The sequence below is a fragment of the Pseudovibrio sp. Ad26 genome (assembly GCF_001623285.1).
GTDB classification, from domain to species: domain Bacteria; phylum Pseudomonadota; class Alphaproteobacteria; order Rhizobiales; family Stappiaceae; genus Pseudovibrio; species Pseudovibrio ascidiaceicola.
This window is the reverse complement of the sequence record NZ_LMCE01000008.1, coordinates 163,224-188,160: the sequence shown is the minus strand read 5'-3', so window position 1 is coordinate 188,160 and position 24,937 is coordinate 163,224. Positions and strand designations below refer to the sequence as shown.

The 24,937-nt window shown below is 52.0% G+C and carries 19 protein-coding genes; 3 read left to right on the top strand and 16 right to left on the bottom strand.

The window, feature by feature from the left end; translation table 11 throughout:
* Positions 1 to 72: 72 nt before the first annotated feature.
* The 6 genes from PsAD26_RS02395 to PsAD26_RS02370 all read right to left on the bottom strand — a co-directional run bounded on the left by PsAD26_RS02395 (position 73) and on the right by PsAD26_RS02370 (position 8,604).
* Positions 73 to 1,707: an ABC transporter ATP-binding protein gene (locus PsAD26_RS02395; protein WP_063309114.1), complete on the bottom strand. Its 1,635-nt coding sequence runs from the start codon at positions 1,705 to 1,707 to the stop codon at positions 73 to 75.
* A gap of 17 nt (positions 1,708 to 1,724) precedes the next feature.
* On the bottom strand, positions 1,725 to 2,909 hold the full coding sequence (locus tag PsAD26_RS02390; RefSeq protein WP_063286362.1) for an ABC transporter permease: 1,185 nt from the start codon (positions 2,907 to 2,909) through the stop codon (positions 1,725 to 1,727).
* 6 nt (positions 2,910 to 2,915) lie between these two features.
* Complete coding sequence (locus PsAD26_RS02385) at positions 2,916 to 4,025, bottom strand: microcin C ABC transporter permease YejB (protein ID WP_063309113.1); 1,110 nt, start codon at positions 4,023 to 4,025, stop codon at positions 2,916 to 2,918.
* 14 nt (positions 4,026 to 4,039) lie between these two features.
* Positions 4,040 to 5,911: an ABC transporter substrate-binding protein gene (locus PsAD26_RS02380; RefSeq protein WP_063309112.1), complete on the bottom strand. Its 1,872-nt coding sequence runs from the start codon at positions 5,909 to 5,911 to the stop codon at positions 4,040 to 4,042.
* Entirely contained in the window at positions 5,911 to 7,776 is a 1,866-nt protein-coding gene (locus PsAD26_RS02375; protein WP_063309111.1) for an extracellular solute-binding protein, read from the bottom strand. The genes PsAD26_RS02380 and PsAD26_RS02375 overlap by 1 nt, the downstream gene beginning before the upstream one ends.
* A gap of 279 nt (positions 7,777 to 8,055) precedes the next feature.
* Complete coding sequence (locus PsAD26_RS02370) at positions 8,056 to 8,604, bottom strand: cytochrome c family protein (RefSeq protein ID WP_063286358.1); 549 nt, start codon at positions 8,602 to 8,604, stop codon at positions 8,056 to 8,058.
* 557 nt (positions 8,605 to 9,161) lie between these two features.
* Between PsAD26_RS02370 and PsAD26_RS02365 the strand changes: the two genes are divergently transcribed.
* Both PsAD26_RS02365 and PsAD26_RS02360 read left to right on the top strand, forming a co-directional pair.
* Positions 9,162 to 10,052 (top strand): prephenate dehydratase, encoded by an 891-nt coding sequence (locus PsAD26_RS02365; protein ID WP_057463058.1) that lies wholly within the window; start codon positions 9,162 to 9,164, stop codon positions 10,050 to 10,052.
* An 83-nt stretch (positions 10,053 to 10,135) separates the two neighbouring features.
* On the top strand, positions 10,136 to 11,146 hold the full coding sequence (locus tag PsAD26_RS02360; RefSeq protein ID WP_063286357.1) for an adenosine kinase: 1,011 nt from the start codon (positions 10,136 to 10,138) through the stop codon (positions 11,144 to 11,146).
* Positions 11,147 to 11,196: 50 nt separating this feature from the next.
* Here the strand turns inward: PsAD26_RS02360 and PsAD26_RS02355 are convergent, their stop codons facing one another.
* The 5 genes from PsAD26_RS02355 to dapB all read right to left on the bottom strand — a co-directional run bounded on the left by PsAD26_RS02355 (position 11,197) and on the right by dapB (position 15,339).
* A complete protein-coding gene (locus tag PsAD26_RS02355; RefSeq protein WP_063301712.1) occupies positions 11,197 to 11,805 on the bottom strand; it encodes a 2,3-bisphosphoglycerate-dependent phosphoglycerate mutase in 609 nt (202 codons plus the stop codon).
* A gap of 95 nt (positions 11,806 to 11,900) precedes the next feature.
* The gene (locus PsAD26_RS02350; RefSeq protein ID WP_063286355.1) at positions 11,901 to 12,452 is read right to left on the bottom strand and encodes a pyridoxamine 5'-phosphate oxidase family protein; all 552 of its coding nucleotides are present in this window, start codon (positions 12,450 to 12,452) and stop codon (positions 11,901 to 11,903) included.
* A gap of 28 nt (positions 12,453 to 12,480) precedes the next feature.
* Positions 12,481 to 13,209: a DUF6065 family protein gene (locus PsAD26_RS02345; RefSeq protein WP_208985462.1), complete on the bottom strand. Its 729-nt coding sequence runs from the start codon at positions 13,207 to 13,209 to the stop codon at positions 12,481 to 12,483.
* 475 nt (positions 13,210 to 13,684) lie between these two features.
* A complete protein-coding gene (locus tag PsAD26_RS02340) occupies positions 13,685 to 14,308 on the bottom strand; it encodes a 2,3-bisphosphoglycerate-dependent phosphoglycerate mutase (RefSeq protein ID WP_057463063.1) in 624 nt (207 codons plus the stop codon).
* Between the two features lie 215 nt (positions 14,309 to 14,523).
* Positions 14,524 to 15,339, bottom strand: a complete 816-nt coding sequence (gene dapB / locus PsAD26_RS02335) for a 4-hydroxy-tetrahydrodipicolinate reductase (protein ID WP_063309110.1) — start codon at positions 15,337 to 15,339, stop codon at positions 14,524 to 14,526.
* 915 nt (positions 15,340 to 16,254) lie between these two features.
* Here dapB and PsAD26_RS02330 point away from each other — a divergent pair.
* On the top strand, positions 16,255 to 17,145 hold the full coding sequence (locus PsAD26_RS02330) for a DMT family transporter (RefSeq protein ID WP_063309109.1): 891 nt from the start codon (positions 16,255 to 16,257) through the stop codon (positions 17,143 to 17,145).
* 58 nt (positions 17,146 to 17,203) lie between these two features.
* On the opposite strand, the gene pnp is transcribed toward PsAD26_RS02330, so the two are convergent.
* The 5 genes from pnp to infB all read right to left on the bottom strand — a co-directional run bounded on the left by pnp (position 17,204) and on the right by infB (position 24,937).
* The gene (gene pnp, locus PsAD26_RS02325; protein ID WP_063309108.1) at positions 17,204 to 19,342 is read right to left on the bottom strand and encodes a polyribonucleotide nucleotidyltransferase; all 2,139 of its coding nucleotides are present in this window, start codon (positions 19,340 to 19,342) and stop codon (positions 17,204 to 17,206) included.
* A 374-nt stretch (positions 19,343 to 19,716) separates the two neighbouring features.
* Positions 19,717 to 19,986, bottom strand: a complete 270-nt coding sequence (gene rpsO / locus PsAD26_RS02320) for a 30S ribosomal protein S15 (RefSeq protein ID WP_057463067.1) — start codon at positions 19,984 to 19,986, stop codon at positions 19,717 to 19,719.
* Between the two features lie 309 nt (positions 19,987 to 20,295).
* Entirely contained in the window at positions 20,296 to 21,273 is a 978-nt protein-coding gene (gene truB / locus PsAD26_RS02315; protein WP_063309107.1) for a tRNA pseudouridine(55) synthase TruB, read from the bottom strand.
* 98 nt (positions 21,274 to 21,371) lie between these two features.
* Complete coding sequence (gene rbfA, locus PsAD26_RS02310; RefSeq protein WP_063309106.1) at positions 21,372 to 21,809, bottom strand: 30S ribosome-binding factor RbfA; 438 nt, start codon at positions 21,807 to 21,809, stop codon at positions 21,372 to 21,374.
* A gap of 107 nt (positions 21,810 to 21,916) precedes the next feature.
* Positions 21,917 to 24,937: a translation initiation factor IF-2 gene (gene infB, locus PsAD26_RS02305; RefSeq protein ID WP_063309105.1), complete on the bottom strand. Its 3,021-nt coding sequence runs from the start codon at positions 24,935 to 24,937 to the stop codon at positions 21,917 to 21,919.

The following is a 24,937-nucleotide window of genomic DNA, read 5'->3' as shown; positions in this document are numbered from 1 at the left end:
TTGACCATGGCCGGGTGATCGGCCATGGATTAAGTATCTGTTGTTTATTGAGCTTATACGGCAGTGCAGCCATCAAGAGCTGATAACGCCACCCTCAATTGCTTCCAGACGGAATGCAGCCGCCATCAGAGCCTTGGTGTATTCGGTCTGCGGATTGTCGAAGACGTCATCTGACGTTCCCGCCTCCATCACCTTGCCATGCTGCATAACCACCACATCATTAGCAAGTGCACGGACGACCTTGAGGTCGTGCGAGATGAACAGATACGCCAATCCATGAGCCTTTTGCAGATCACGGAGCAAGTCGACGACCTGTGCCTGAACGCTCATATCCAACGCCGACGTTGGCTCATCCAGCATCACAAACTTTGGTTCCAACACCATTGCTCGCGCAATCGAGATACGCTGTCGCTGCCCGCCAGAGAACTCGTGCGGATAACGGAACCTTGTGGCTGCATCCAGCCCCACCTCTTCCAGAGCAGCTGCCACTTTGGCTTCCCGCTCCTTCGCCGTGAGGTTTGGCATATGGATCTTGAGGCCTTCGCCAACAATCTCAGAGACTGACATACGCGGTGACAGGGAGCCAAATGGATCCTGAAACACAATCTGCATATCCCGGCGCAGCGGACGCATCTGTTTCCAGGAGTGTTCCTGAATATCAGAGCCGTTGAAGCTGATCTGACCGTTTGAGGAGATCATACGCAGGATAGCAAGACCCAGCGTGGTCTTTCCTGATCCACTTTCGCCCACAATGCCGAGTGTCTGCCCAGCGCGAACGGTAACGTCAATGCCATCGACTGCTTTGATGTGGCTGACTGTTTTACGCAGGAAGCCGCGTTTGACGGGAAACCAGACCTTGAGGTCTTTTGCTTCTACGACAATTGGCTGGCTGGTGTCACCTGCAGGCGGATGCCCCTTAGGTTCTGCTGCCAGCAGATGCTGTGTGTACTCGTGTTGAGGGCTTTCGAAAATGTCTTCGGTATCGCCCTGCTCCACGATTTTGCCCTGTGTCATCACACAAACCCGATCAGAGATCCGACCCACAATGCCAAGGTCATGGGTGATGAAGAGCATGGCCATGCCTGTGCTCTTTTGCAGGTCTTTCAACAATTGCAGGATTTGCGCCTGAACAGTGACGTCTAGTGCCGTTGTTGGTTCATCTGCGATAAGCAGGTCTGGCTCGTTTGCCAATGCCATGGCGATCATGACACGTTGGCGCTGACCACCAGAGAGCTGGTGCGGATAGGATTTCAGGCGTTCTTCCGGATTCGGAATACCGACCTGGTCCAAGAGTTCCAGCACGCGCTTTCTGGCATTGGTTTCACCAAGACCGCGGTGGATCTTCAGGATCTCCGCAATCTGTTGTTCGATGGTGTGTAGTGGGTTCAGTGAGCTCATAGGCTCCTGAAAGATCATGGAGATCTTGTTGCCACGCACACGGCGCATTTCGCTTTCCGTCGCACCGATCAGGTCTTCACCCTGATAGACGATCTTGCCAGTTGGATGGCTGGCAGCTGGATAGGGCAGCAGCTTGAGCACGGATAGAGCTGAAACAGATTTGCCCGAGCCGCTTTCGCCCACAAGTGCGACAGTCTCACCTTCTTTGATCTCGAAGGAGATTTGGTCGACGGCGAGATTTTCCTTTTCACCTTGTCGAAAGGCGATGGAAAGGTCCTCAACAGAGAGGAGCGTTTGATTATCAGTCATGTGCGATCCTCCCTTCTTCAGTTCATGGTTTTGCGTGGATCAAAGGCGTCGCGGACCGCTTCACCAATGAAGATCAGCAGGCTGAGCATGATCGACAGGACGAAGAAGCCGGTCATACCAAGCCACGGCGCCTGAAGGTTGTTCTTGCCTTGCTTGAGCAGTTCACCCAGCGAAGCGGAGCCCGGAGGCAGACCGAAGCCGAGGAAATCCAACGCTGTCAGCGTCGAGATAGAGCCATTCAGGATGAACGGCATGAAGGTGAGTGTTGCCACCATCGCGTTTGGTAGCAGGTGGCGGCGCATAATCGTGCCATTGGAAACGCCCAAGGCTCGCGCTGCGGAGATGTATTCGAAGTTCCTGCCTCTTAGGAATTCCGCCCGGACTACGCCGACCAAGGCCACCCAGGAGAAGGCGAGCAGGATTGAGAACAGGATCCAGAACCCCGGCGTTAGCACCGACGAGATGATCAAGATGAGATAGAGCGTCGGCATTGCCGTCCAGATTTCAATGAAGCGCTGGAAGCCAAGGTCAACCCAACCACCATAGAAGCCCTGCACAGCACCGGCGCCAATGCCGATGACGGACGACGCCAATGTAAGAGCCAGACCGAAGAGCACGGAGATGCGGAATCCGTAGACAAGACGGGCAAGAACATCCCGGCCCTGATCATCCGTACCGAGCCAGTTCCAGTTGCCTATTGTACAGTTTGGATCGTTCACACCCTCTGCATAACGCTCACAACGCAGTTCCTTGTCCATCATCCAGCTTGGAGGAGCAGGTGCCGGGACAGGGATTTCATTGTTGACCGTCTGGTAGGAATAGCGGATCGGAGGCCAGAGGATCCAGCCGTTGGCGTCGATCTCTTCCTGAATAAACGGATCACGATAGTCCGTTGTCGCCAAGAAGCCGCCGAATTTCTCCTCCGGGTAATCCGTGAAGACCGGCATTAGTAACTCGCCCTTATAGGAAACCAGGATTGGGCGGTCGTTGGTGATGAACTCTGCGCCCAGTGCGAGCACAAACAGGACGAGGAATATCCAGAGGGACCAGTATCCACGCTTGTTGGCTTTGAAGTTCTGCAGGCGGCGCTGATTGAGCGGTGACAGCTTTTGCCGCTTTTCAGGCGGTTGTGTCTGCTCTGGCAGCGGATTGATTGTTTCGTAGCCCTGATCCTGAAGGCGTTTTTCGAGTTGTGTGTCCATTGCTCGTTACACCTCCCGGCTTTCAAAATCGATCCGGGGATCAATCCAGGTGTAGGTGAGGTCCGAAACCAGATTCACAATCAAACCCATCAACGAGAATATATAGAGCGTCGCGAACATAACTGCATAGTCGCGGTTGAGCGCCGATTCAAAACCCAACAGACCAAGGCCATCCAGCGAGAAGATCGTCTCAATGAGGAGTGAGCCTGCAAAGAACGCCGAGATGAACGCGCCCGGGAAGCCAGCAACCACGATAAGCATCGCATTGCGGAAAACATGACCGTAAAGCACCTGACGCTCTGTCAGACCCTTGGCGCGGGCGGTTTGAACGTATTGCTTTCGGATCTCATCGAGGAAGGAGTTCTTCGTCAAAAGCGTTGTTGTTGCAAAGGCAGACAGTGCCATTGCAGTCAGCGGTAAAACCAAGTGCCAGAAGTAGTCGAGGATCCGCTGTGGCCATGACATGTCGCTCCACCCCTCTGAGGTGAGGCCTCGGAGCGGGAAAAAGTCCCAGAAGGAACCGCCGGCAAAGAGAACAATCAGCATGATTGCAAACAGGAAGCCCGGGATTGCATAGCCCACAATGATGATGCTGGATGTCCAGACATCGAACGAGGTGCCGTCTTTTACTGCTTTGCGAATGCCAAGGGGGATCGAGATGCCATAGGAGATGAGCGTCATCCATAGGCCCAGCGAGATGGACACCGGTAGTTTTTCGACGATCAGATCAACAACAGCAATGTCTCGGAAGTAGCTGTCACCGAAATTGAAGGTCGCGTAGTCCAAGATCAAACGCCCGAAACGCTCCAGAGGGGGCTTGTCGAAGCCAAACTGGACCTCGAGTTCCTTGATAAATTCCGGATCAAGGCCTTGTGCCCCTCGATACTTCGATCCTGCACTGTCTCCTCCGCCCTGATTGGCTGCGGCAGAACTTCCAAAATCACTTCCACCACCCGAAATGCGGCTGGTTGCGGATACACTATCCCCTTGCAATTGAGCAATAACTTGCTCAATTGGTCCGCCTGGTGCGAACTGAATAATGACAAAGTTGATTGCCATGATGCCGATAAGGGTCGGGATCATCAAAAGCAATCTACGCAGAATATAGGCGCCCATGGGCTTCTTTGTCCCTAACTTTCCTTGCCGATGCGAGCGGCTTTTTCTGAATCCACCCACCACGTCGCTTCTACGGGGAAGGCATATGCCGGCATATCATTCGGAATGCCGAACATGTCCCAGACAGCTACTGTGTGGAAGGCTTTGAACCACTGCGGCACCCAGTAATAGCCTGCACGCAGAACTCTATCCAATGCTCTGGCAGCGGTTATCATTTCCTCACGCGAGGATGCATTCAGCGCCTTATCCACCAAATCGTCGACAGCAGGCACCTTGATGCCCGAGAGATTGTAAGATCCGAAGGTTTCCGCAGAAGCCGATGTCCAGAAGTTGCGGATGCTCGGCCCGAGTGTCGGTGTCAGAGAAAAACGATGCCCGACAATGTCATAATCGAAATCATCTACACGCTTCTGGAACTGTGCCGGATCAACGACGCGGAAGCTTGCTTCAATGCCTAACAGTCTGAGATTCTTGACATATGGTAGTACAACTCGTTCGAAACCAGGCGAGTTGGAAAGAAACTCCATTTCCAGCTGCTTTCCATCAGGCCCGATCAATTGCTCACCACGTCTATAGTAGCCTGCCTCTTTGAGCAGAAGCGAGGCTTCTCTGAGGAGTTTGCGATCCTGACCTGAACCATTGGAAACCGGTTGTGTGATCGCTTCGCCAAAGACCCCTTCTGGCAGGTCTTTCTTGTAAGGTTCAAGCAGGGCCAGTTCGGCATCGCTTGGCAGACCAACAGCCTTCATCTCCGAGTTTTCGAAGAACGACTGGGTTCTGGTGTACAGATCATAAAACAGCGCAGAATTTGACCACTCAAAATCGAAGGCGTAGCCGAGCGCTTCACGGACCTTGGGATTGGAGAACTTTTCTTTGCGCGTGTTGAGGAACCAGCCTTGCGCGCCTGATGGGAGGCGGATGGCAAACTCCTTCTTGGCAACACGTCCCTCTGTCAATGCAGGGAAGTTGTATTCCGTCGCCCAGGTCTTGGAGGAAAACTCCTCGTGGAACGTTAAGCGGCCTTTCTTGAAGGCTTCAAATGTTGCTTGTCGATCGCGGAAGAAGTCGAGGCGAATGATCTCAAAGTTGTGGTGCCCATTGTTGACCGGTAGGTCTTTTGCCCAGTAATTCTCTACTTTTTTGTACTCAATGTACCGGCCAATCTCATAGCGTCCGACCATGTATGGTCCCGAGGACAACGGCGGTGTCAGTGTTGACGCCTCGAAGTTGTAGCGGGTGTAGTACGCTTTTGAGAGGATAGGGAGAGTTGCTATCAATAAGGGAAGTTGCCTGCTGTGATTACCTGAAAAAGCGACCGTGACAGTGTGTTCATCCGGTGCGGTCGCAGAGACCATTTCCTTGATGGACTGACTGATAATCGGGTGCCCTTTTTCCTTCAGAAGGTTCAGACTGAAGGCAACATCTTCTGCATTAAGCATTGATCCGTCATGGAACCGGGCTTCTGGCCTAATTTTGAAGGTGACGAAGTTGCCGTCTTCAGAGACCAGAGCGCTCTCGGCCACCAGACCATATACGGCATCCGGCTCATCATAGGCACGCACCATCAGGCTATCAAAACAGAGCTCCATACGCGGTGGGGCATCTCCTTTGAGGATGAAGGTGTTGAACGTGTTGAAGGTCTGCGGGTTCTGATTGTAGCCCCAGCTCGGCGCAGTCATGGCGATTTTGCCACCAACCGGAGCTTGCGGATTGACGTAGTCAAACGCCGTGAAATCCTTTGGGTACTTCAGATCACCAAAGACAGAGAGGCCGTGGCTTAAGGTTCCCGCCTGAACCGGCAGGGCTCCACCGGGCACCAGAAAGGCTGCCGCAGTGGCCGCGCTGAAGTGCAGGAAGCTACGTCTACTGATTTGGCTAAGCGTCATCAATTGGCCTCCTCTATCTTCTTGGCTTTTTCTTCGTCCCACCACCAAACGGTTGGGAAACCTATGGAGAATTCAGGAAGCTGTTTTGGGTGTGCGAAACGATCCCACCGCGCAACGCGGCTGAATGGAGATGTCCAACCAGGAACAACGTATTGCTCCCACATCAGGATACGGTCCAAAGCCTTAGTTGCAGCAACCAGCTCGTCACGATCATCAGAGTTGATGATGATATCAATCAGCTCGTCGATGGCAGGGTTTTTGATACCCGCATAGTTTTGAGAGGCTTCGCTGTCTGCTGCATTTGAGCCCCAATACTCTCTCTGCTCATTGCCCGGAGAAAGAGACTGCGCCCAGCCGGTGTAAATCATGCCGAAATCACGGCTGCGGACGCGGTTGACATATTGTGAGCTATCGACGACGCGCAGCTGCAGGTCAATGCCCAGCTTCTTCAGCGAGGCCTGATAACGAAGAGCTACACGCTCAAAACGGCCACCATTCATCAGGTATTCGATTGTAAATGGTTCGCCAGTCTCTTTGTTGACGAGCTTACCTTGCTTTTGCACGTAGCCAGCGTCTCTAAGAAGGCCGATTGCCTTTCTCAGGTTGGCACGCTCCTGACGGGAATCTTCGGATACCGGGTTCTCGTAGGGCTCTGTAAAGACGGCTTCAGGCACTGGCGCTTTCAAAGACTTCAGAATTTCCAGCTCACGCCCTTCTGGCAGGCCTGCAGATGCGAGCTTTGTTCCGTCGAAGTAGCTGGTGAAACGGCTGTATTGATCAAAGAAGATCGTGCGGTTCATTTCCTGGAAATTCAAAGCATAGTTCAATGCCCGGCGCACGCGGCGATCCTGAAACTTCTCTTTGCGGGTGTTGAGAATAAAGCCCAGCATCAAGCCACTACCACGATACGTCTGCGGGAATTTTTCCAGCACGACATGGTTGGCTTTTACGGCAGGAATATCATAGGCCGTTGCCCAGTTCTTTGCCGTGGTTTCCGTGCGCCAGTCAAAACGGTCAGCCTTAAAGGCTTCAAGTTGCACGGTTTCGTCGCGGTAGTAATCGTAGGCGATTGTGTCGAAGTTGTTGGAGCCAACATTCACATTCAGATCTTGCCCCCAATAGTCGTCAACGCGCTCAAATGAGATTGAACGCCCTGGTACGACTTCTCCAATACGGTACGGACCAGAGCCGAGAGGCACTTCCAAGGTACTTCTGGAAATGTCACGCGCATTTCCAGAGGCATCTTTCTCATTCCACCAATGCTTTGGCATGATGTAGAGAGAACCAAGGATTTGCGGGGCTTCTCTGTTACCCGGTTTATCGAAGTTGAAGCGGATCTCTGTCGGGTTCAGAATGTCATAGCCCGTAACATGACGATAATAGTATTTTCTGGAAGGATCTTGCGTGGTCCACTGATCGAATGACCATCCCACATCTTCTGTGGTGATTGGCTTGCCATCGTGCCAGCGTGCATCAGGGCGCAAGCGATAGACCACCCACGCAAAGTCCTCGGGATACTTCATCGCATCAGCGATCAAGCCATATTCAGTCGAGGACTCGCTCATTGATGGGGTCATCAGGGTATCGTAGATGAGGCCCAGTCCACCTGCACGAATGCCCTTTGATGCCACAAGGTTCAAACTGTCAAAGGTGCCGGTTGCCGAGAGCCGCACCCTGCCCCCTTTGGGAGCATCTGGATTGACATAGGGGAAGTGCGCGAAACCTTCCGGCATCTGGGGAGCGCTGATGAGGGAGTCTGCATACCGCCATCCAGGCTCACTGGTTTCAGCAATTGCTGCGGAGGATGTCAGGCTTGCAATGGCAAGCGCCAAACCTGTCAGTGAGCTATATAGTCTGGTACGCACAGCATTCCTCCATAAATACAATCAGTAGTTCTAGCGTAGAAAAAACACCACGCGCTGAAAATTGAACTTTTCTTGCAGCTTTCAGCCAAACTTAAACTAAGATTACGGCTGAAAACACTTCCGCTACAACGTCTTTTGCCAAGATGACAAAAATTTAACTGGAAGAAACGAGGAAAAGGTTAGCATTCACGCAAATTCAGACAATAAAAAAGCCGGGATCAAATCCCGGCTCTTTAACAATTCTACCCTCACATATGTTGGAGGGATATCAATTCAATATTAATTGATCGGTACTGGGTTGTCTGAAAGTGAACGCAGGTAAGCGATCAGGTCAGCACGTGGCTTGTCTTTCTTCAGACCAGCGTAGCCCATGGATGTACCAGAAACATGTTTCTTAGGTGCTTTGATGAACTCGTTGAGCTGCTCAAAGGACCACTCAGGATTGTTTGCCGCAAATTCCTGCATCGCTGAGGAATAAGAGAAGCCATCATGAGATGCAGGTGAGCGACCTACAACACCCCAGAGGCCCGGGCCAACTTTGTTTTTTCCACCCTGATCGAAGGTGTGACAAGCTGCACATTTTTTAGCTTGTTTCGCACCAGCATCCGCAGAAGCAGTGGTGAGCAGCTCTTCAATTGAGACGACCTTGACTTCTTCCGCAGCTTCATCACCTGCACCGTTGTCGGCACCAGCGACTTCAATCTCAAAACCGCGTTTCTCGTTTCCATGAGGCGCAAAGATGACTTCCGTCAAAACATTCAGGCCCATGAATACAACCAAGGCGAACAGAATTGCGCCGGCAATTTTGTTCAGTTCAAACGAATTCATAGCTCACACGCTCCGAATATTTGGTTAGGCTAGCCTTCATGCAGCAGGCACGGCACCTAACTCGATATGTGTATTTTGCTGGGAAACTACAGTTATTTTCGGGCACTTGTCCATAATTTAATTAGTGTTTTTCCTAGGACTTTTGCAGTGATGTGGACCACAGGTTGATGTTTGAGAGCTCAAAAAACCAAGGAACACAACAACTCTCGCCGGTCAGCAGTTTAAAATGGCTATAAACTACTGATTTATTCGAGGATATCCCGCTCAGGCCAATTCAGATTGCAGTGAAGGCGCAGCGCAACCAATTTACCTGAACTCAAGAGAATGCGACAAAATATCACACCAAAGCGCTTTTAGATCTGGGGATTTCATTGCAGAGCGCTCAACAGGACCGCAAACGCGTTCATTCTTGAGGTCTTTTCACCTTAAGTTTCGCCTCTGAGTATTATTAAGGTTTGCAATCCCTCACATCTAGGGCAATTTGTGCGAGGGGCTTTTTCGCGACTGTTGGCGAAGCCTCAAATGTATCAGGTTTCTAAATTGCCGTGAGTATAGTGATGTCAGATCAGCGCAAAGTCGTGTTTCAAGGAGAAGTGGGAGCTAACTCCCATATGGCGTGCAACGCCGTTTACCCAGAGTACCAAGCTATCCCTTGCGCGACTTTTGAAGACTGCTTCCACGCGATCGAGACCGGAGAAGCAGAACTTGGCATGATCCCGATCGAAAATTCGGTCGCGGGACGCGTTGCAGACATTCACCACCTGCTTCCTCGCAGCAATCTGCACATTATCGGCGAATACTTCATGCCGATTCGGTTTCAGCTGATGGGCATCAAAGGTACCAAGCTGGAAGAGCTGAAGAGTGTTCAAAGCCATATCATGGGACTTGGACAATGCCGAAACTTCATTCGCGATCATAACCTTAAGCCGATTATTGGCGCTGACACAGCTGGATCCGCACGCCAGGTTGTTGAAGGCGGCGACAAAACAATCGGGGCCTTTGCTCCAGAGCTTGCCGCTGATGTTTATGGTCTGGATATCCTCGCACGTGATTGTGAAGACGCTGCCCATAACACGACCCGTTTCGTGATCCTCTCTCGCGAGAAAAAGCAGACTGCGAACACTGGCCAGCCGATCATCACGACCTTCATTTTCCGTGTTCGAAACGTTTCTGCTGCTCTTTACAAAGGGTTAGGCGGTTTCGCGACCAACAACGTCAACATGACGAAGCTGGAATCCTATCAGCTTGAAGGTCAGTTTTTCGCGTCCATGTTTTACGCAGATATTGAAGGACACCCAGAAGAACCCAACGTAGCCCTTGCACTTGAGGAGCTGGCGTTTTATTCGACTGAACTGAATATTCTTGGGGTGTACAACGCTAGCCCGTTCCGCGAAAAAATTCGGGAACCTGAGGCTAACCGTGCTTTGCGTCCTACACCAGGGAAATAACAGTTGTAGGCCTTGCTCCAACGGTGAGTCACCTATGTATCGTTCCGGGCGCTTGTGATCCGGGCTAGTTACAAGGACTTTACATGTCTGAATTCAAGTTTGATGCATTGTGCATCGGCAATGCAGTCACTGACGTCTTCTCTCATGTGGAAGATAACTTTCTCGTTGAGCAATCTCTAGTTAAGGGATCTATGCGCCTCATTGATACTGATGAAGCGCTGCGGCTTTACGATAAGATGGGCCAAACAACCCGCATTTCCGGCGGAAGTGCCGGGAACACGGCAGCTGGCATCGCATCTTTGGGCGGCAAACCGGCTTATTTTGGCAAAGTGGCCGACGACGAAATAGGTGAAGTTTATCGCCATGATATGAATAGTATCGGCGTTCACTTCAAAACCGGACCTTTGCGTGATGACTTGCCTTCCAGTCGGTCCATGATCCTGATTACGCCTGATGGTGAGCGGACCATGAACACCTATCTGGGTGCAGCGACCAAGCTGACTGCGTTTGATATCGACCGCGACGTGGTTGCCAATTCTGCGATCACCTACATGGAAGGTTATCTCTGGGACGAAGAAGCGGCGAAAAATGCGTTTCTTGAAGCTTCCAAGATTGCCCATGAAGCAGGGCAGCTGGTGTCTCTTTCGTTGTCAGACAGCTTCTGCGTTGATCGTTTCCGGGATGAGTTCCTGGAGCTGATCCGCGAAGACAAAGTCGACATTCTGTTTGCCAATGAGCATGAGCTCAAAGCGCTCTACCAGACCTCTGACATTGAAACTGCGATTGCGATGGTGCGCGAGGATTGCACACTGACCGCGCTGACATTGGGCTCAGAAGGCGCTATGGCGATTTCTCGCGAGGAAACTGTACATGTGCCAGCTTCCGCGATTATTGGCGGTGTGCGTGACCTGACAGGCGCTGGAGACCTGTTTGCGTCTGGCTTCCTGTTTGGTCTGGCGCGTGATTTCAGCCTGAGCGATTGTGCTGAGCTGGGTTGCCTTTGTGCTGGTGAGGTTATCAGCCACGTTGGTGCGCGCCCTGAAAAGCCGCTTAACCAGATTGCAGAGCAGACTGGCTTCACTCTTAAAGCCTAGCACACTGCGAACTGAAAATATCAATTCAGGCGGCTTACGGGCTGCCTTTTTTATTTGCTGATCTGCTGAATATCCTCTGCGCTGTTTACCTTAAAGAAGAGCGGCTGTGCGGTGCCGATGTGCATGCGCTCGGTCTCTTTTTGATTAAGCTTGCAAATCTTCGAGATCAGTCCTCGAATTGTGTTCCGGTGCGAGGAGATGATGACGTTTTTTCCATTCATCAGCTGAGGCAGAACACGGTGCTTGAACACACCATGGGCTCTGTTGGCCGTCATCTCCACACTTTCACCACCGGGTGGCACAGCGTGCAATGAATGGCGCCATTGGTGCACTTGCTCCGCACCGTGTTCCTGAACCGCGCTTTCGATAGGAATGCCTGTGAGATCACCATAGGCCCTTTCATTGAAGAGCTTGTCCTCAATGACATGCAGATGAGATTGCTCAGCTTCTTCAAGGATGAGATCCAGTGTTTTGCGGGCGCGCCTAAGGCCTGATGAATAGGCCAGATCGAACTGGATTGCCTGAGAATGGAGAGTACGACCTGCGTTTCGGGCCTCTTCAATGCCTTTGGCACTCAGCTCAGGATTGGCCTGTCCTGAGAAAACCTTCAGCGCATTCCATTCGCTTTGCCCGTGGCGCACCAACACCAACAATCCCATAAAACACGCCTCTCAGATCTTCTGTGTGTGCGTGTCTTATATAGGTTCAATTGCAGCTCTAAACCCGACTTTCGTTAAAACATCCAATGATGATTTCAGGCAGGCTCCAGAATATTGGTGGGCAAACCGTCCAGACTTGTGGCGTTGTGCTTGCGCCAGTAGTTCTCCAGCTCCTCACGATCCATCGTCTCGTAGTAAGGCAGGAATTCCTTTTCAACCCGCGTATCGACCAAATCCATGCGCGGGACTGTTGAGCCGCAAGACGTCTGAATGAGTTCGATATCAAGGTCGAAGATTTGTCTGCACCCCGGCAGGTCGGGGAACTGAGCGACCAGTTTGGCCCAGTCCTCATCTCTTGGATGAATGACCTTTGCCGTTCCGAACACCCGAAGCGTGAGGCGTTGCTCGCCGAACGAACAGAACATGAGCGTCATGCGGCCATCATCTTGCACGTGGGTGGCTGTTTCATTGCCAATACCGGTCAGGTTCAGCCAGATGATGCGCTCGTCACTTAAAACCCTGAGGGTATCCATGCCTTTGGGGGACAGGTTGATATGCCCTGTGGCAGCAGCTGTTGCGACGAAGAACATTGATTGCTCTTCGATGTGCTGACGAAATCTGCGGTTCAAATTTTTGGCTACGATCATCGGCTTTCTGATGCCTTTTCAGGAGCGACTAGTCGGCGACTGCATATTGAGTGTTGATGCGGCGCTGTTCGCTGGCGTAGCTGCCAGAACGCCCGCCATTGCGTTTGTCGTAACTTCTTGCCCAGGCCTGCCAGAACTCTTGGGAGCTGCCGTCCATCTCGGTGATTTCCGGTTGGACAATCGGTGTCTTCGGCAGGATCGTGTTGGGCAACTGCACGACCTGCAACAAAGGCCGGTGGCGTGGGAAGCTGATTGGGACATCCTGTTTGCGAAGCTTGATATTGATGAAGAGCGGTGAACAGAACCAGCTGGAGTCAATCATCGCTTCAAAGCAATCATAGCCTGCATTGGACGGCAGGTTGATTGGGCCGCGGACCCAATGGCACTGACCTTCATCGCCGATCAGGCTGTAACCAGCGCCGATCTGAACGATGTCGCCTTCAGGAAACACATCCAGGAATGGGGGGTAGTAATCCTCCAGCCCTTCCGGACAGGAGCTTTGGTAATCTTCCACGAAGTCTGTAAGATACAACCGATCCAGCAGGGTCCACTCGCCGTCGGCGCCAAGCCGATAGAGGACCTCAGATCCGGTCCACATCAGATAAAAATCTACTGGCGGATAAACATAGTAGCCCTGACGCGAAGCAGTAAGGAGGGGTTCACAATACTTCATTGCCCGGGCTGGCATCATGCCAAGGTTCGTTCCATCTGCCTTAACAACGTCCGGGGCAGATTTGACCATTCTTACAAACTTCACAGGAATTCCCTCGCAGATAAAACACTCTGCAAAAATGAAGCGAGGCAGCCTAAACTGCCTCACACATTAAATTATTTTGGTTTTTTCTCTTCATCTTTTGGAGCAAGGCCACCATTCAACTTTGCTGGCTTTGCTTGAGCAGATGCTGGGCGACCGTCGTTTGCTACTGAAAACTTCATAGGTTGTCCTCTCAATTAATATATTAATGCGGTCATACATTTTCTGTATGCATGGAGAGGCTTGCATCGAATCTTACGTAGCGCAAGGCAAATAATAATGACGCATGCATTATCTATTATTGATAATTTTAAGTGTATTTAATTTCACATACTTAGTATTTTAACAAAGACTATTTGTGTGAATAATATTTATATTTTTACAATTCTAATTCAGCCATTCCAGAGCAGCTCAACTCAGCCAAATAAAAAAGCGGCCCGAAGAGCCGCTTTTTATGATTCTGAATTTTGAGGGTGGCTTAAACTTCTGCCAGGTCCTCAACAGAAAGAACCTTACCTTCTTCATCAAGGCGATAAACAACAGGCTTGCCTGTGCCGAGCTCGCGCTTGAGGATTTCTTCAGGTGAAAGTCCTTCAAGTTCCATGATGAGGGAACGCAGGGAGTTGCCGTGTGCAGCAACAATCACGCGATTGCCTTCGAGAACTTTAGGAAGAATGTCAGAACGGTAGTAAGGCAGGGTGCGCTCTGCAGTCATCTTCAGGCTTTCACCACCTGGAGGAGGAACGTCGAAAGAACGACGCCAGATATGAACCTGCTCTTCACCAAATTTCTGACGAGCTTCATCTTTGTTCATGCCGGTGATGTCACCGTAGTCACGCTCATTCAGAGCCTGATCTTTTGATGTTGGCAGGTCTTCCTGACCAAGCTCACCAAGGATCAGCTTAAGAGTGTGTTGAGCGCGCAGCAGGTCAGAAGTGAACGCCAGATCAAATGTCAGGTTCATTTCTTTGAGTTTTTTACCGGCTGTTGTTGCTTCTTCAACACCCTGTTCTGTCAGGTCTGGGTTTTTCCAGCCGGTGAACAGGTTTTTCAAATTCCATTCGCTTTGTCCGTGACGGACGAGAACCAAAAGGCGTTCCATTAAGCTCTCCTAAGGAGGTTATGTTTGCTTGAAAACAGTTGTCTTGGAAGGACTGTTTCAAGTCTCATTTCACATGTCTTGCTCATCGCTCATCAGAGCACGTCGCGTTCATGTACGTTTGCGCATCGCGCTCCAACATCTTTGTTGGAGCGAAGTCTTGTCATTTGATTGGACCCAATCAAACAGAACACGCTCTAGCAAGCATGCATTGTGTGTCACTCATCATTCAGGCCGAGAACATCAGCCATTGAGTACAGGCCCGGTTGCTGATTGTGTGCCCAGAGGGCTGCTTTCACGGCACCGCGAGCAAACAGTTGTCTATCCGTTGCGATATGTGAGAGATCTATACGCTCTCCCTCGCTCGCAAACATCACCGTATGTTCACCTACGACAGATCCACCTCGCAATGTTGCAAAGCCGATGTCGCCTCTTTTCCGTGCACCCGTAATGCCGTCTCGTGTGCGAACACTATGGGTTTCAAGATCAATCCCCCGGCCTTCAGCTGCTGCCTCACCCAACAGCAATGCTGTTCCTGATGGGGCATCAACTTTATGCCGATGATGCATTTCCAGGACTTCGATATCGAAATCTTCATCCAGAGCTGCAGCGGCCTTTTTAATGAGGCATGCGAGCAGGTTAACACCTAGGCTCATATTGCCTGATTTTACAATGCGGGCTGATGTCGCGGCGTGAGCAAGCTCGGTAGATTGGGCAGACGTCATTCCCGTTGTGCCGATAATGTGCGCAATAGAATGACGCGCTGCAGCTTCTGCAAATTCAACCGTTGCCTCTGGCACGGTGAAGTCCAGCACGCCATCAGCATCAGCAAATGCAGCCTCAAGATCATCGGTGATTGCAACCCCGAGTTTACCGCATTCTGCGAGTTCGCCAGCATCTGTGCCCAGAAACTGGGAGTGTTTGCGCTCGATCGCGGCTGACACCACAACTCCGTCCATTTCGGTCACTGTGCGTACCAGTGCACGCCCCATTCGGCCTGCTGCGCCTACAACAACCAGTCGCATGTCACTCATCACGTCCCCCAAGTCTACGAAAGCCCCTCAAATTATAGTGTGGAGGGGTATAGCAGGCGCACTAAAGAGTTTCAAACTCATATGGCAGTTGGTGTCCTTGAGTTTGCTCTGTCTCGCGAAGGTGGTTCTCGTTTTATGCATGTTCGCAGACAGCCTGACGTGCGTAAAAATCTGAAAAAACTTATCCCCCTGCCCTCAACCACGCTTATTCTCAGTTTTGTGCTCACGTATTCGGGCAGCTGATGGACCGTCCATCAGTGCGGCGTGGGCTGGGCGGGGCTACCGGATGAAGTAACGCATCACCCGGCGGGTTCGTTGAAACACCCCTTGAAAGTCTTTAGTGCAGGGACCAAGCGGAAGCTGGTCACCCGATGGGCGTCTACACTGGCAGGCGTTTAGCTATCACCTACACTCACATTTGCCTCTGGCCGGCGTGCTTGTTGCTGATGGTGCCTGCTCCCAATGCCTTTCGGAGGAGATCTTGTTTCATACAAAAACGCCCGGGCAAGGCGAGCAGCCAATGCCGAAGAAACTAATTTACTTACAATGCGCAGGCACTGCCTGCTCGCCTTGCTCACTCCCGAACTTTCGGGGTTCAACTCAACACCGCCGGCAAAGCTGCGCGGTGCTAAAACTGCTCCAGCTATGAGGAATTCTCAAGTCCACCTGAATAGAAACCCGCGTGGAGCTCATATTCTTGCGCTAAGATAGCGGATAGCTTACTCAGAGTACGGTGTGTTCACACCATGCACGCATCAGACTCTAAATCTTTGTTTTAACGCGTACTCCTGCTCGAAAACCAAGATCTGTTTTCGAGAATGCGCTCTCATCTTTACAGAACTTAAAAATGCAGCAGGGTTGCGTTTTCACGCGTTTCCGAGACCCTGGCAGCTGCTCCCGCAAGGGGATACTATTATGGATAATATTCGCGGCAGCGCCTGGATGGTGCTTGCAATGCTGGGGTTTGCCATTGAGGATACGCTGCTTAAGACGGCGACGGCTTCAGTGCCCGTTGGGCAAACACTGATGTTGTTTGGTATCGGCGGCACATTCGGCTTTTTGCTGTTGACCTGGAGACGCGGTGAACGGGCTTTTACGCCGGAAGCGTTGAAGGCAACACTTTACACGCGTGCGATTTTTGAGATTACGGGGCGGCTGTTTTTCCTGCTGTCACTGGCACTGAACACGCTTTCCAGCACCTCTGCTATTCTTCAAGCCACTCCAATTACAGTCACTCTGGGCGCTGCCGTGTTGTTTGGCGAGCGCGTGAACTGGCAGCGGTGGCTTGCGATCCTGATCGGTTTCATCGGCGTGCTGATGATCATCCAACCAAGTTCAGAGAGCTTTCAGGTGACCTCAATCCTCGCCATCATCGGCATGATCGGCTTTGCTGGTCGTGATCTGGCAACGCGAGCGGCTCCTCCTGCCCTTTCCAACATGCAGCTTGGGGTTTACGGCTTTGCGGTGCTTATCCCAACTGGTGCAGCTTACTCATTCTGGTCTGGCGGGTTTGTCTGGCCGGATCTCTTCAGCGGATTGGTCATCGCTGCGGGCACTCTTGTCGGCATTGGCGCTTATTATTCGCTGACTGTCGCCATGCGCACCGGGCTGGTATCAGTCGTCACCCCCTTCCGATATTCCCGATTGCTTTTCGGCCTCCTGCTTGGCTTCCTGATTTTTGATGAGACCGCAGACGCCATGACACTGGTAGGCTCCGCGATTATCGTATTGAGCGGGCTGTATATTCTGGCAGGCCACTCACGACTTAAAGCGCAGACCTCTAAGGGGCTGAGGGAGCGAGCTTGAAACGAAAAAAAGGCCGATCCATTTCTGGACCGGCCTTTTTGAACTTAGCTAGAAAAGCTTAGTCTTTTGCAGGAGCTGGTGCAGCTTCTTCGCGAGGAATTTCCTTACCAGTTTCCTGATCGACAACTTTCATGGAAAGGCGAACTTTACCGCGCTCATCAAAGCCCATCAGCTTAACGAAGACTTTGTCGCCTTCTTTGATCACGTCAGTTACTTTCGCAACTTTGCGTGGAGCCAGCTGGGAGATGTGAACCAGACCGTCGCGTGCGCCGAAGAAGTTTACGAATGCACCGAAGTCAACAGTCTTAACGACTGTGCCTTCGTAGATTACGCCAACTTCTGGCTCAGCAGCGATGGAGTTGATCCAGTTTAGAGCAGCTTTAATCGCTTTACCGTCAGAAGAAGCCACCTTAACGGTGCCGTCGTCTTCGATGTTCACCTTCGCGCCGGTCTTTTCAACGATCTCGCGGATAACTTTACCGCCAGAACCGATCACTTCACGGATCTTGTCTACTGGGATCTTGATCACTTCGATGCGTGGAGCATGCTCACCCAGCTCAGAACGAGCTTCGGTGATTGCATTTGCCATCTCATCAAGGATGTGAACGCGACCACCTTTAGCCTGCTCCAGAGCAACAGTCATGATCTCTTCGGTGATACCGTCGATCTTGATGTCCATCTGCAGCGCAGTGATGCCGTTTGCAGTACCTGCAACTTTAAAGTCCATATCGCCGAGGTGATCTTCGTCGCCAAGGATATCGGAGAGAACTGCGAAGCGCTCGCCTTCCTTGATGAGACCCATTGCGATACCAGCCACAGGAGCCTTCAGAGGAACACCAGCGTCCATCAGGGACAGGGATGCACCACAAACGGAAGCCATGGAGGAAGAACCATTGGACTCAGTGATTTCGGAAACAACACGCAGGGTGTATGGGAAATCATGGTGTGCAGGCAGCATTGGGTTAACAGCGCGCCATGCCAGTTTACCGTGACCGATTTCACGACGTCCTGGGGAACCCATGCGACCAGCTTCACCTACAGAGTATGGAGGGAAGTTGTAGTGCAGCATGAATGCAGACTTGGTGGTGCCTTCGAGCTTGTCAACGAACTGCTCGTCTTCACCAGTACCCAATGTTGCAACAACCATTGCCTGAGTTTCACCGCGTGTGAACAGGGCAGAACCGTGTGCACGTGGCAGCATGCCAACTTCAGAAACGATAGAGCGAACAGTGGAAAGGTCACGGCCATCGATACGGGAACCAGTATCCAGGATACGGCCACGAACGATTGCAGCTTCTGCCTTTTTGAACAGGTCAGAGATGACAGTCGCGTCAGGAGCGCCTTCTTCACCAGTTACAAGAGCTGCAACAACTTTCGCCTTCACAGCATCAACAGCGTTTTTACGCTCTGTTTTCACAGTGATGGAGTAAGCAGCGCCAAGCTCTTCAGCAGCCAGTTCCTGAACTTTTCCGAACAGATCAGAATGATCTGGCAGGTTCAGTTCACGTGGCTCTTTAGCAGCTTTTTCAGCCAGCTGGATGATAGCGTCGATCACTGGCTGGAAGCCTTTGTGACCGAACATCACAGCGCCGAGCATTACTTCTTCGGTCAGTTCCTGAGCTTCGGACTCAACCATCAGAACAGCGTCATTCGTACCTGCAACAATCAGGTCCAGATCGGTTTCTTCCATCTGGTCAACTGTTGGGTTCAGAACGTATTCGCCGTTGATGTAACCAACACGAGCGCCACCGATTGGGCCCATGAATGGAACGCCGGAGATGGTGAGTGCTGCGGATGCGCCAACCATTGCCAGAATGTCTGGAGCGTTCTCGAGGTCATGAGACAGAACAGTAAGAACAACCTGAGTTTCGTTCTTGTAACCATCTACGAACAACGGACGGATCGGACGGTCAATCAGACGGGATGTCAGGGTCTCGTGCTCGGAAGGACGGCCTTCGCGCTTGAAGAAGCCACCTGGAATGCGGCCAGCAGCGTATGCCTTTTCCTGATAATTTACGGTAAGTGGGAAGAAATCCTGACCTGGCTTTGCGGTCTTCGCGGACACGACTGTCGCGAGAACTTTTGTCTCGCCGTATGTTGCGATGACTGCGCCGTCTGCCTGACGGGCAACCTTGCCGGTTTCAAGGATGAGCGGACGTCCGCCCCAATCTACTTCCACGCGATGTATATCAAACATATCTTTATCCTAACGTTCGCCTCAGTGCCTGATGGTCGTCATCAAACTTGAGGCTGTCATTTGCCGGCAATGCGCGCACCAACTCCTTGAGTACCAAGGGCGCGATGCCTTTTCAGGTCGAACGATTGCAGGCAAGACAGCGAGAAGCTTTTGTTTGATTGTGCGTACCTTTGACCAAAAACCGGTCTCCACTTTTGGGAGATACGCTGTAAGCTTCTGGCAATCCTGCCAGGTCTTCATTCGCCTGCGTTCATTCTGGAAGAGAACGATCTGATCCAGAATATACCTCTCGCAATTTCCCGAAATACCTTGGAAATAGGAGAGGGTAAGGAAAACGCGGCGAGCTTTCGCTGCCGCGCTTTGAATTCTTCGTCTTAGCGACGAATGCCCAGACGCTCGATCAGGGACTGGTAACGAGCAACGTCTTTACCCTTAACGTAGTCAAGGAGCTTACGACGAAGTGCAACCATTTTAAGAAGACCACGACGTGAGTGGTTGTCTTTCTTATGACCCTTGAAGTGGTCAGTCAGAACTGTAATGCGGTGCGTAAGGATAGCAACCTGTACTTCCGGAGAGCCAGTGTCACCTTCTTTGATCGCAAATTCTTTGATCAGTTCAGCTTTTTTTTCAGGCGTAATCGACATCGATTTTTCCTTATCTAATGGCAGTCATACTGCCTCTTATTAAATACCCATAAGGCATGCGCTCTTTTACAGAGCTATGTGCTGAGCTCGGGCCGTGCCAAGATGTCGTCTAGCAGGGTCAGGCCAACACATAATAACCGGGCAAGCAGTAGCTTCCCAGCGGCGGGACTATGACTGAAAAACTCTCAAAAAACCAGAAGAATCTTGAGAGGCTTGCAGCCATAAATCCCAGTAGAACAGTTTGCCTTTCAGCGATCGTCCCCCGCGATGATTTACATTCACGTGTGGCGCTCCACTTTCAGAAAGGCTTCAGAGATTGAAAACTCGCTTTGGCTTGAACTGACCTTTTGAGACTTCACCAAAGGCAATCAGCTTGCCTCCAGAAACCACATAGATTTCCTCGGGCCCAATCGGTGCATTCGCACCACGTAGTAAAACAGGATTACCACGCTTTACCTTCGCAGCAGCATCAGAGGTGATTGGCACCTCTGCAAACTGATGGAGTGCGACTTCAACTGGCTTGATGTGTCCGATCAGTTCTGAATTTTCGTGGGGGTCGAGAACAGGTGGCTCTTCCCCTTCTTCAACTTCTACCGCCATAGTTTCTTTAGCAGCACGAAGTTCATCCAGAGTAACCATCTGTTCTTCACCGAATGGTCCTACCAGTAACCGGCGCAAGTCAGTGACATAGCCACATGTGCCAAGGCGTTCACCAAGGTCACGGGCCAGTGAGCGAACATAGGTTCCCTTGCCGCATTCAGCTTCAAAAACCGCACGGTTTTCATCTGGACACTCGACCAGATCCAAGCGATGCACCACAATCGTACGTGCATCCAGCTTTACGTCTTCGCCTTCCCGGGCAAGATCGTAAGCGCGGTTTCCGTCAACTTTGATTGCTGAGAAAATTGGCGGAACCTGCTCAATGGCGCCACGGAACTCAGGCAGAACCGCCAGGATCTCATCTTGTGTCGGACGGACGTCGGAGGTCTTGACCGGTTCGCCTTCAGCATCATCAGAGGTGGTTTGCGTGCCCCAGGTCACCTCAAAGCGGTAAACCTTGCGTCCATCCATGATGTATGGAACTGTTTTGGTGGCCTCCCCAAAGGCGATCGGCAGACAGCCGGTCGCAAGCGGATCAAGCGTTCCTGCGTGTCCAACTTTTTCAGGATGAAAAATCCTCTTCAACTGCCCCAATGCATCATTGGAGGTCAGGTTTAGAGGTTTATCCAACACAAGCCATCCGTTTACAGGGAAACGGGGTCTACGTCGCTGCTGTTTGCGCGCCATACTTCTCAGCTCTTAATTCTTTGCATGCGTTGCGCTTCTGAGCGCGTACTCTGGTCTGAAACCCACGACTTCTTCTTTGGCAATCTGCTCTGTAAAGCTTAGTCGCGGTTATCACCTTGATCATCATCGTCATCGATGCCGCCATCAGCAAAGTCCTTGCGGATGCCAGGCTCATGCAGCAGTCGAGTGATTAGATCATCGTCGTCAAAACGCGTATCGGCTACAAAACGTAGATCACAAGTGTATTTCATCGTGACGCGTCGAGCGACTTGTCCACGAAGGTATTTTGCGTTGCGTTTAAGTGCAGCGAGGACAACGTCAATATCGCGACCACCCATAGGCATGACGAGAACGTCAGCCCATCTTAGATCAGGCGACATGCGTACTTCCGGGACCGTGATAATAACACCATCTAGGTCAGGATCGGTGATCCGACCACGTGTCAGAATGTCTGACAGTTCTTTGCGGACAATCTCACCTACACGCAACTGGCGCTGAGACGGCTGACCTGCAAATTCATCGCGTGCTTTTGCCATTTTTATCTCTCAATTTGCTTTGAGTTTGGAACAACAGAGCGCCGACGGGGATAAATCCGCGCCGGCGCTGCTGAATGTTCATTTCGCTCGTTTAGCTCTTCACTCTGTTAGAGGGAGCGAGCGATCTCTTCTACCTGGAAGCACTCGATGACATCACCGACGCGCATATCCTTGTAGTTTGTGAAGTTCATGCCGCATTCAACACCGGATTCAACTTCTTTGACTTCGTCTTTGAAGCGCTTAAGTGTACCCAGCTCACCTTCGTGGATGACGACGTTGTCACGCAGCAAGCGAACCTGTGCGCCACGCTGAACGACACCTTCGGTGACCAGACAACCTGCAACACGACCAATTTTGGTGATGTTGAAGATTTCTTTGATGTCTGCGTAACCGAGGAAGGTTTCGCGACGTTCTGGAGCAAGCATGCCAGACATAGTGGACTTCACATCGTCGATGAGGTCGTAAATCACGCTGTAGTAGCGGATTTCGACGCCTTCGCGACGTGCAGCTTCCTGAGCCTGTTTGTTTGCACGAACGTTGAACGCCATGATTGGTGCTTTGGACGCAATCGCCAGAGTGATGTCGCTCTCGGTGATACCACCAACGGAAGCTGCCACAACACGTGCGCCGACTTCGTCGTTGCCAAGTTCTTCAAGCGCACCCTGGATTGCTTCGGCGGAACCCTGCACATCGGATTTTATGATGAGCGGGAATTCTTTTTTGCCTTCTTCCTGCAAGCCCTTCATCATCGCTTCCAGAGAGCCACGAGACCCAGCAATACGTGCCGCCATCTTGTCGCGCTTCTGGCGGTGACGATATTCGGAAATCTCGCGAGCACGGCCTTCGTTTTCTACAACTGCAACCATGTCACCAGCGGATGGTGTCGCCTGGAAGCCAAGAACTTCAACCGGTTTGGAAGGACCAGCTTCCTTAACTGGCTTGCCATTCTCATCAAGCATCGCACGAACACGACCCCATTCGGAACCAGCAATGACAACATCACCAACCCGGAGTGTACCCTTCTGAACCAGAACAGTAGCAACTGGACCGCGACCTACGTCAAGCTTAGCTTCGATAACGGTACCTTCAGCGGAACGGTTAGGGTTAGCTTTCAGCTCAAGAACCTCGGCCTGCAGCAGGATCATTTCGATCAGCTTATCAAGGTTAGTGCCTTCTTTAGCAGAGACCTCAACATCGATAACGTCACCACCCATGGTTTCTACAACGAGATCTTCACGAAGAAGGTCGTTGCGAACGCGGGAAGGGTCAGCGCCTGGCTTATCCATTTTGTTGATCGCGATGATGAGCGGAACGCCAGCAGCTTTTGCGTGAACAATAGCTTCTTTGGTTTGTGGCATCACACCATCATCAGCAGCAACAACGAGGATCACAACATCAGTGGACTTAGCACCACGAGCACGCATCTGAGTAAATGCTGCGTGACCAGGGGTATCGATGAAGGTGACCTTCTGGCCATTCTGCTCGACCTGATATGCACCGATATGCTGTGTAATGCCGCCAGCTTCACCGGAAGCAACGTTTTCCTTGCGGAGCGCATCGAGAAGGGACGTCTTACCATGATCAACGTGACCCATGATTGTAACAACCGGTGGACGGTTGGACAGATCAGTGTCGTTGTCTTCAACGGTGAAGAGACCTTCTTCAACGTCAGCTTCAGACACACGTTTTACGGTGTGACCCATCTCTGCGGCGATCAGTTCAGCGGAATCAGCATCGATCACGTCGTTGATTTTCATCATCTGACCCTGCTTCATAAGCAGTTTGATGACGTCAACAGCACGTTCAGACATACGCTGAGCAAGGTCCTGAATGGTGATCACTTCCGGAAGCACAACTTCACGCGCTACCTTCTCACGAACAACCTTTTGACCCTTACGTTTTTCTTTCTCACGACGACGGCGCATGGATGCCAGTGAACGATTACGACTTTCATCACCACCAGTGGCGCGGGTAATCGTTAGTTTTGACTTACGGCGGTCATCGTTGCCTTTAGGTGTTGGCTTAGCAGCCACAACAGGCTTTTTAGGACGTAGCGCAGGCTTTAGAGCCTTTTTGCTCACTTCCTTACCAGTTTCCATACTTTCTGCCGGAGCTGCAGAAATTCCACCTGGACGCCCGCCACCTGGACGAGGGCCATTCAGGTTTGGCGGCTTGCCATCACGCATTGGTGGACGACCACCACGATCACCACCTGGACGAGGACCACGATCACCTGCTGGGCGTGGACCACGGTCACCTGCCGGACGAGGACCACGGTCACCACCTGGACGAGGACCACGGTCACCTGCCGGACGAGGGCCACGATCACCTGCCGGACGAGGACCACGGTCACCACCTGGACGAGGACCACGGTCACCACTGCGCTGAGGACGATCACCGGAACGTGCCGGACGCTCTTCGCGCTGTGCAGGTTTTGGAGCTTCAGCAGCTTTTGCAGCCGCCTCAGCTTCACGCTTTGCTTTCGCTTCAGCTTCGGCCTTAGCACGTACAGCAGCTTCTTCAGCTTCGCGCTTAGCGCGAGCTTCGTCTTCTACACGTTGTTTTTCTGCTTCTACAGCGCGCTGTGCAGCCAAGATTTCCTGACGCTTCGCTTCCTCAGCGCGGCGTTTGGCATCTTCGACTTCGCGAACCTTAGCCATTTTAAGCGCTGCGAGACGTGCGTCTGCTTCGCCCTTAGTCAAGGTTTTCAGAACGGCACCACCGCCCTGACCGCCGCCGCCACCGCGACGCTGACCGCCACGTTGGCTGTTATTATTGTTACGGTTGCCACCGCGACCGCCGCCTTCACCGCGCTTCTGAGCATCACCCGCACCACGGCGAGCTTGCTGAGGACCGCGCTCTTGCTGCTGTCCCTGACGCTTTTCCGGGCGTGACTGGGAGGCTGCAGGAGTTGAAGAGGAAGCTGCAGCAGGTGCAGGTGCCGCGGAGCCTTCCTGGCCCGGCACAACTACACGGCGCTTCTTCTTTTCCACGACGACTGCCTTGGAGCGGCCGTGGGAGAAGCTCTGCTTAACAGTGCCCTTCTCAACACTGCCTCCGCGTTTGAGGCCCAGCGTTTTCTTTTCCCCGCCGGTGGGATTGTCGTGGTTGTCTTTGGTATCGCTCAT

Coding starts and splice junctions, on each gene's coding strand:
- dapB (WP_063309110.1), bottom strand. CDS start 15,339: ATGAGTGACATGCGACTGGTTGTTGTAGGCGCAGCAGGCCGAATGGGG.
- PsAD26_RS02330 (WP_063309109.1), top strand. CDS start 16,255: ATGGATAATATTCGCGGCAGCGCCTGGATGGTGCTTGCAATGCTGGGG.
- PsAD26_RS02385 (WP_063309113.1), bottom strand. CDS start 4,025: ATGGGCGCCTATATTCTGCGTAGATTGCTTTTGATGATCCCGACCCTT.
- PsAD26_RS02360 (WP_063286357.1), top strand. CDS start 10,136: ATGTCTGAATTCAAGTTTGATGCATTGTGCATCGGCAATGCAGTCACT.
- PsAD26_RS02365 (WP_057463058.1), top strand. CDS start 9,162: ATGTCAGATCAGCGCAAAGTCGTGTTTCAAGGAGAAGTGGGAGCTAAC.
- PsAD26_RS02395 (WP_063309114.1), bottom strand. CDS start 1,707: ATGACTGATAATCAAACGCTCCTCTCTGTTGAGGACCTTTCCATCGCC.
- rbfA (WP_063309106.1), bottom strand. CDS start 21,809: ATGGCAAAAGCACGCGATGAATTTGCAGGTCAGCCGTCTCAGCGCCAG.
- truB (WP_063309107.1), bottom strand. CDS start 21,273: ATGGCGCGCAAACAGCAGCGACGTAGACCCCGTTTCCCTGTAAACGGA.
- rpsO (WP_057463067.1), bottom strand. CDS start 19,986: ATGTCGATTACGCCTGAAAAAAAAGCTGAACTGATCAAAGAATTTGCG.
- PsAD26_RS02380 (WP_063309112.1), bottom strand. CDS start 5,911: ATGACGCTTAGCCAAATCAGTAGACGTAGCTTCCTGCACTTCAGCGCG.
- PsAD26_RS02370 (WP_063286358.1), bottom strand. CDS start 8,604: ATGAATTCGTTTGAACTGAACAAAATTGCCGGCGCAATTCTGTTCGCC.
- PsAD26_RS02355 (WP_063301712.1), bottom strand. CDS start 11,805: ATGGGATTGTTGGTGTTGGTGCGCCACGGGCAAAGCGAATGGAATGCG.
- PsAD26_RS02350 (WP_063286355.1), bottom strand. CDS start 12,452: ATGATCGTAGCCAAAAATTTGAACCGCAGATTTCGTCAGCACATCGAA.
- PsAD26_RS02390 (WP_063286362.1), bottom strand. CDS start 2,909: ATGGACACACAACTCGAAAAACGCCTTCAGGATCAGGGCTACGAAACA.
- pnp (WP_063309108.1), bottom strand. CDS start 19,342: ATGTTTGATATACATCGCGTGGAAGTAGATTGGGGCGGACGTCCGCTC.
- PsAD26_RS02340 (WP_057463063.1), bottom strand. CDS start 14,308: ATGGAACGCCTTTTGGTTCTCGTCCGTCACGGACAAAGCGAATGGAAT.
- infB (WP_063309105.1), bottom strand. CDS start 24,937: ATGAGCGATACCAAAGACAACCACGACAATCCCACCGGCGGGGAAAAG.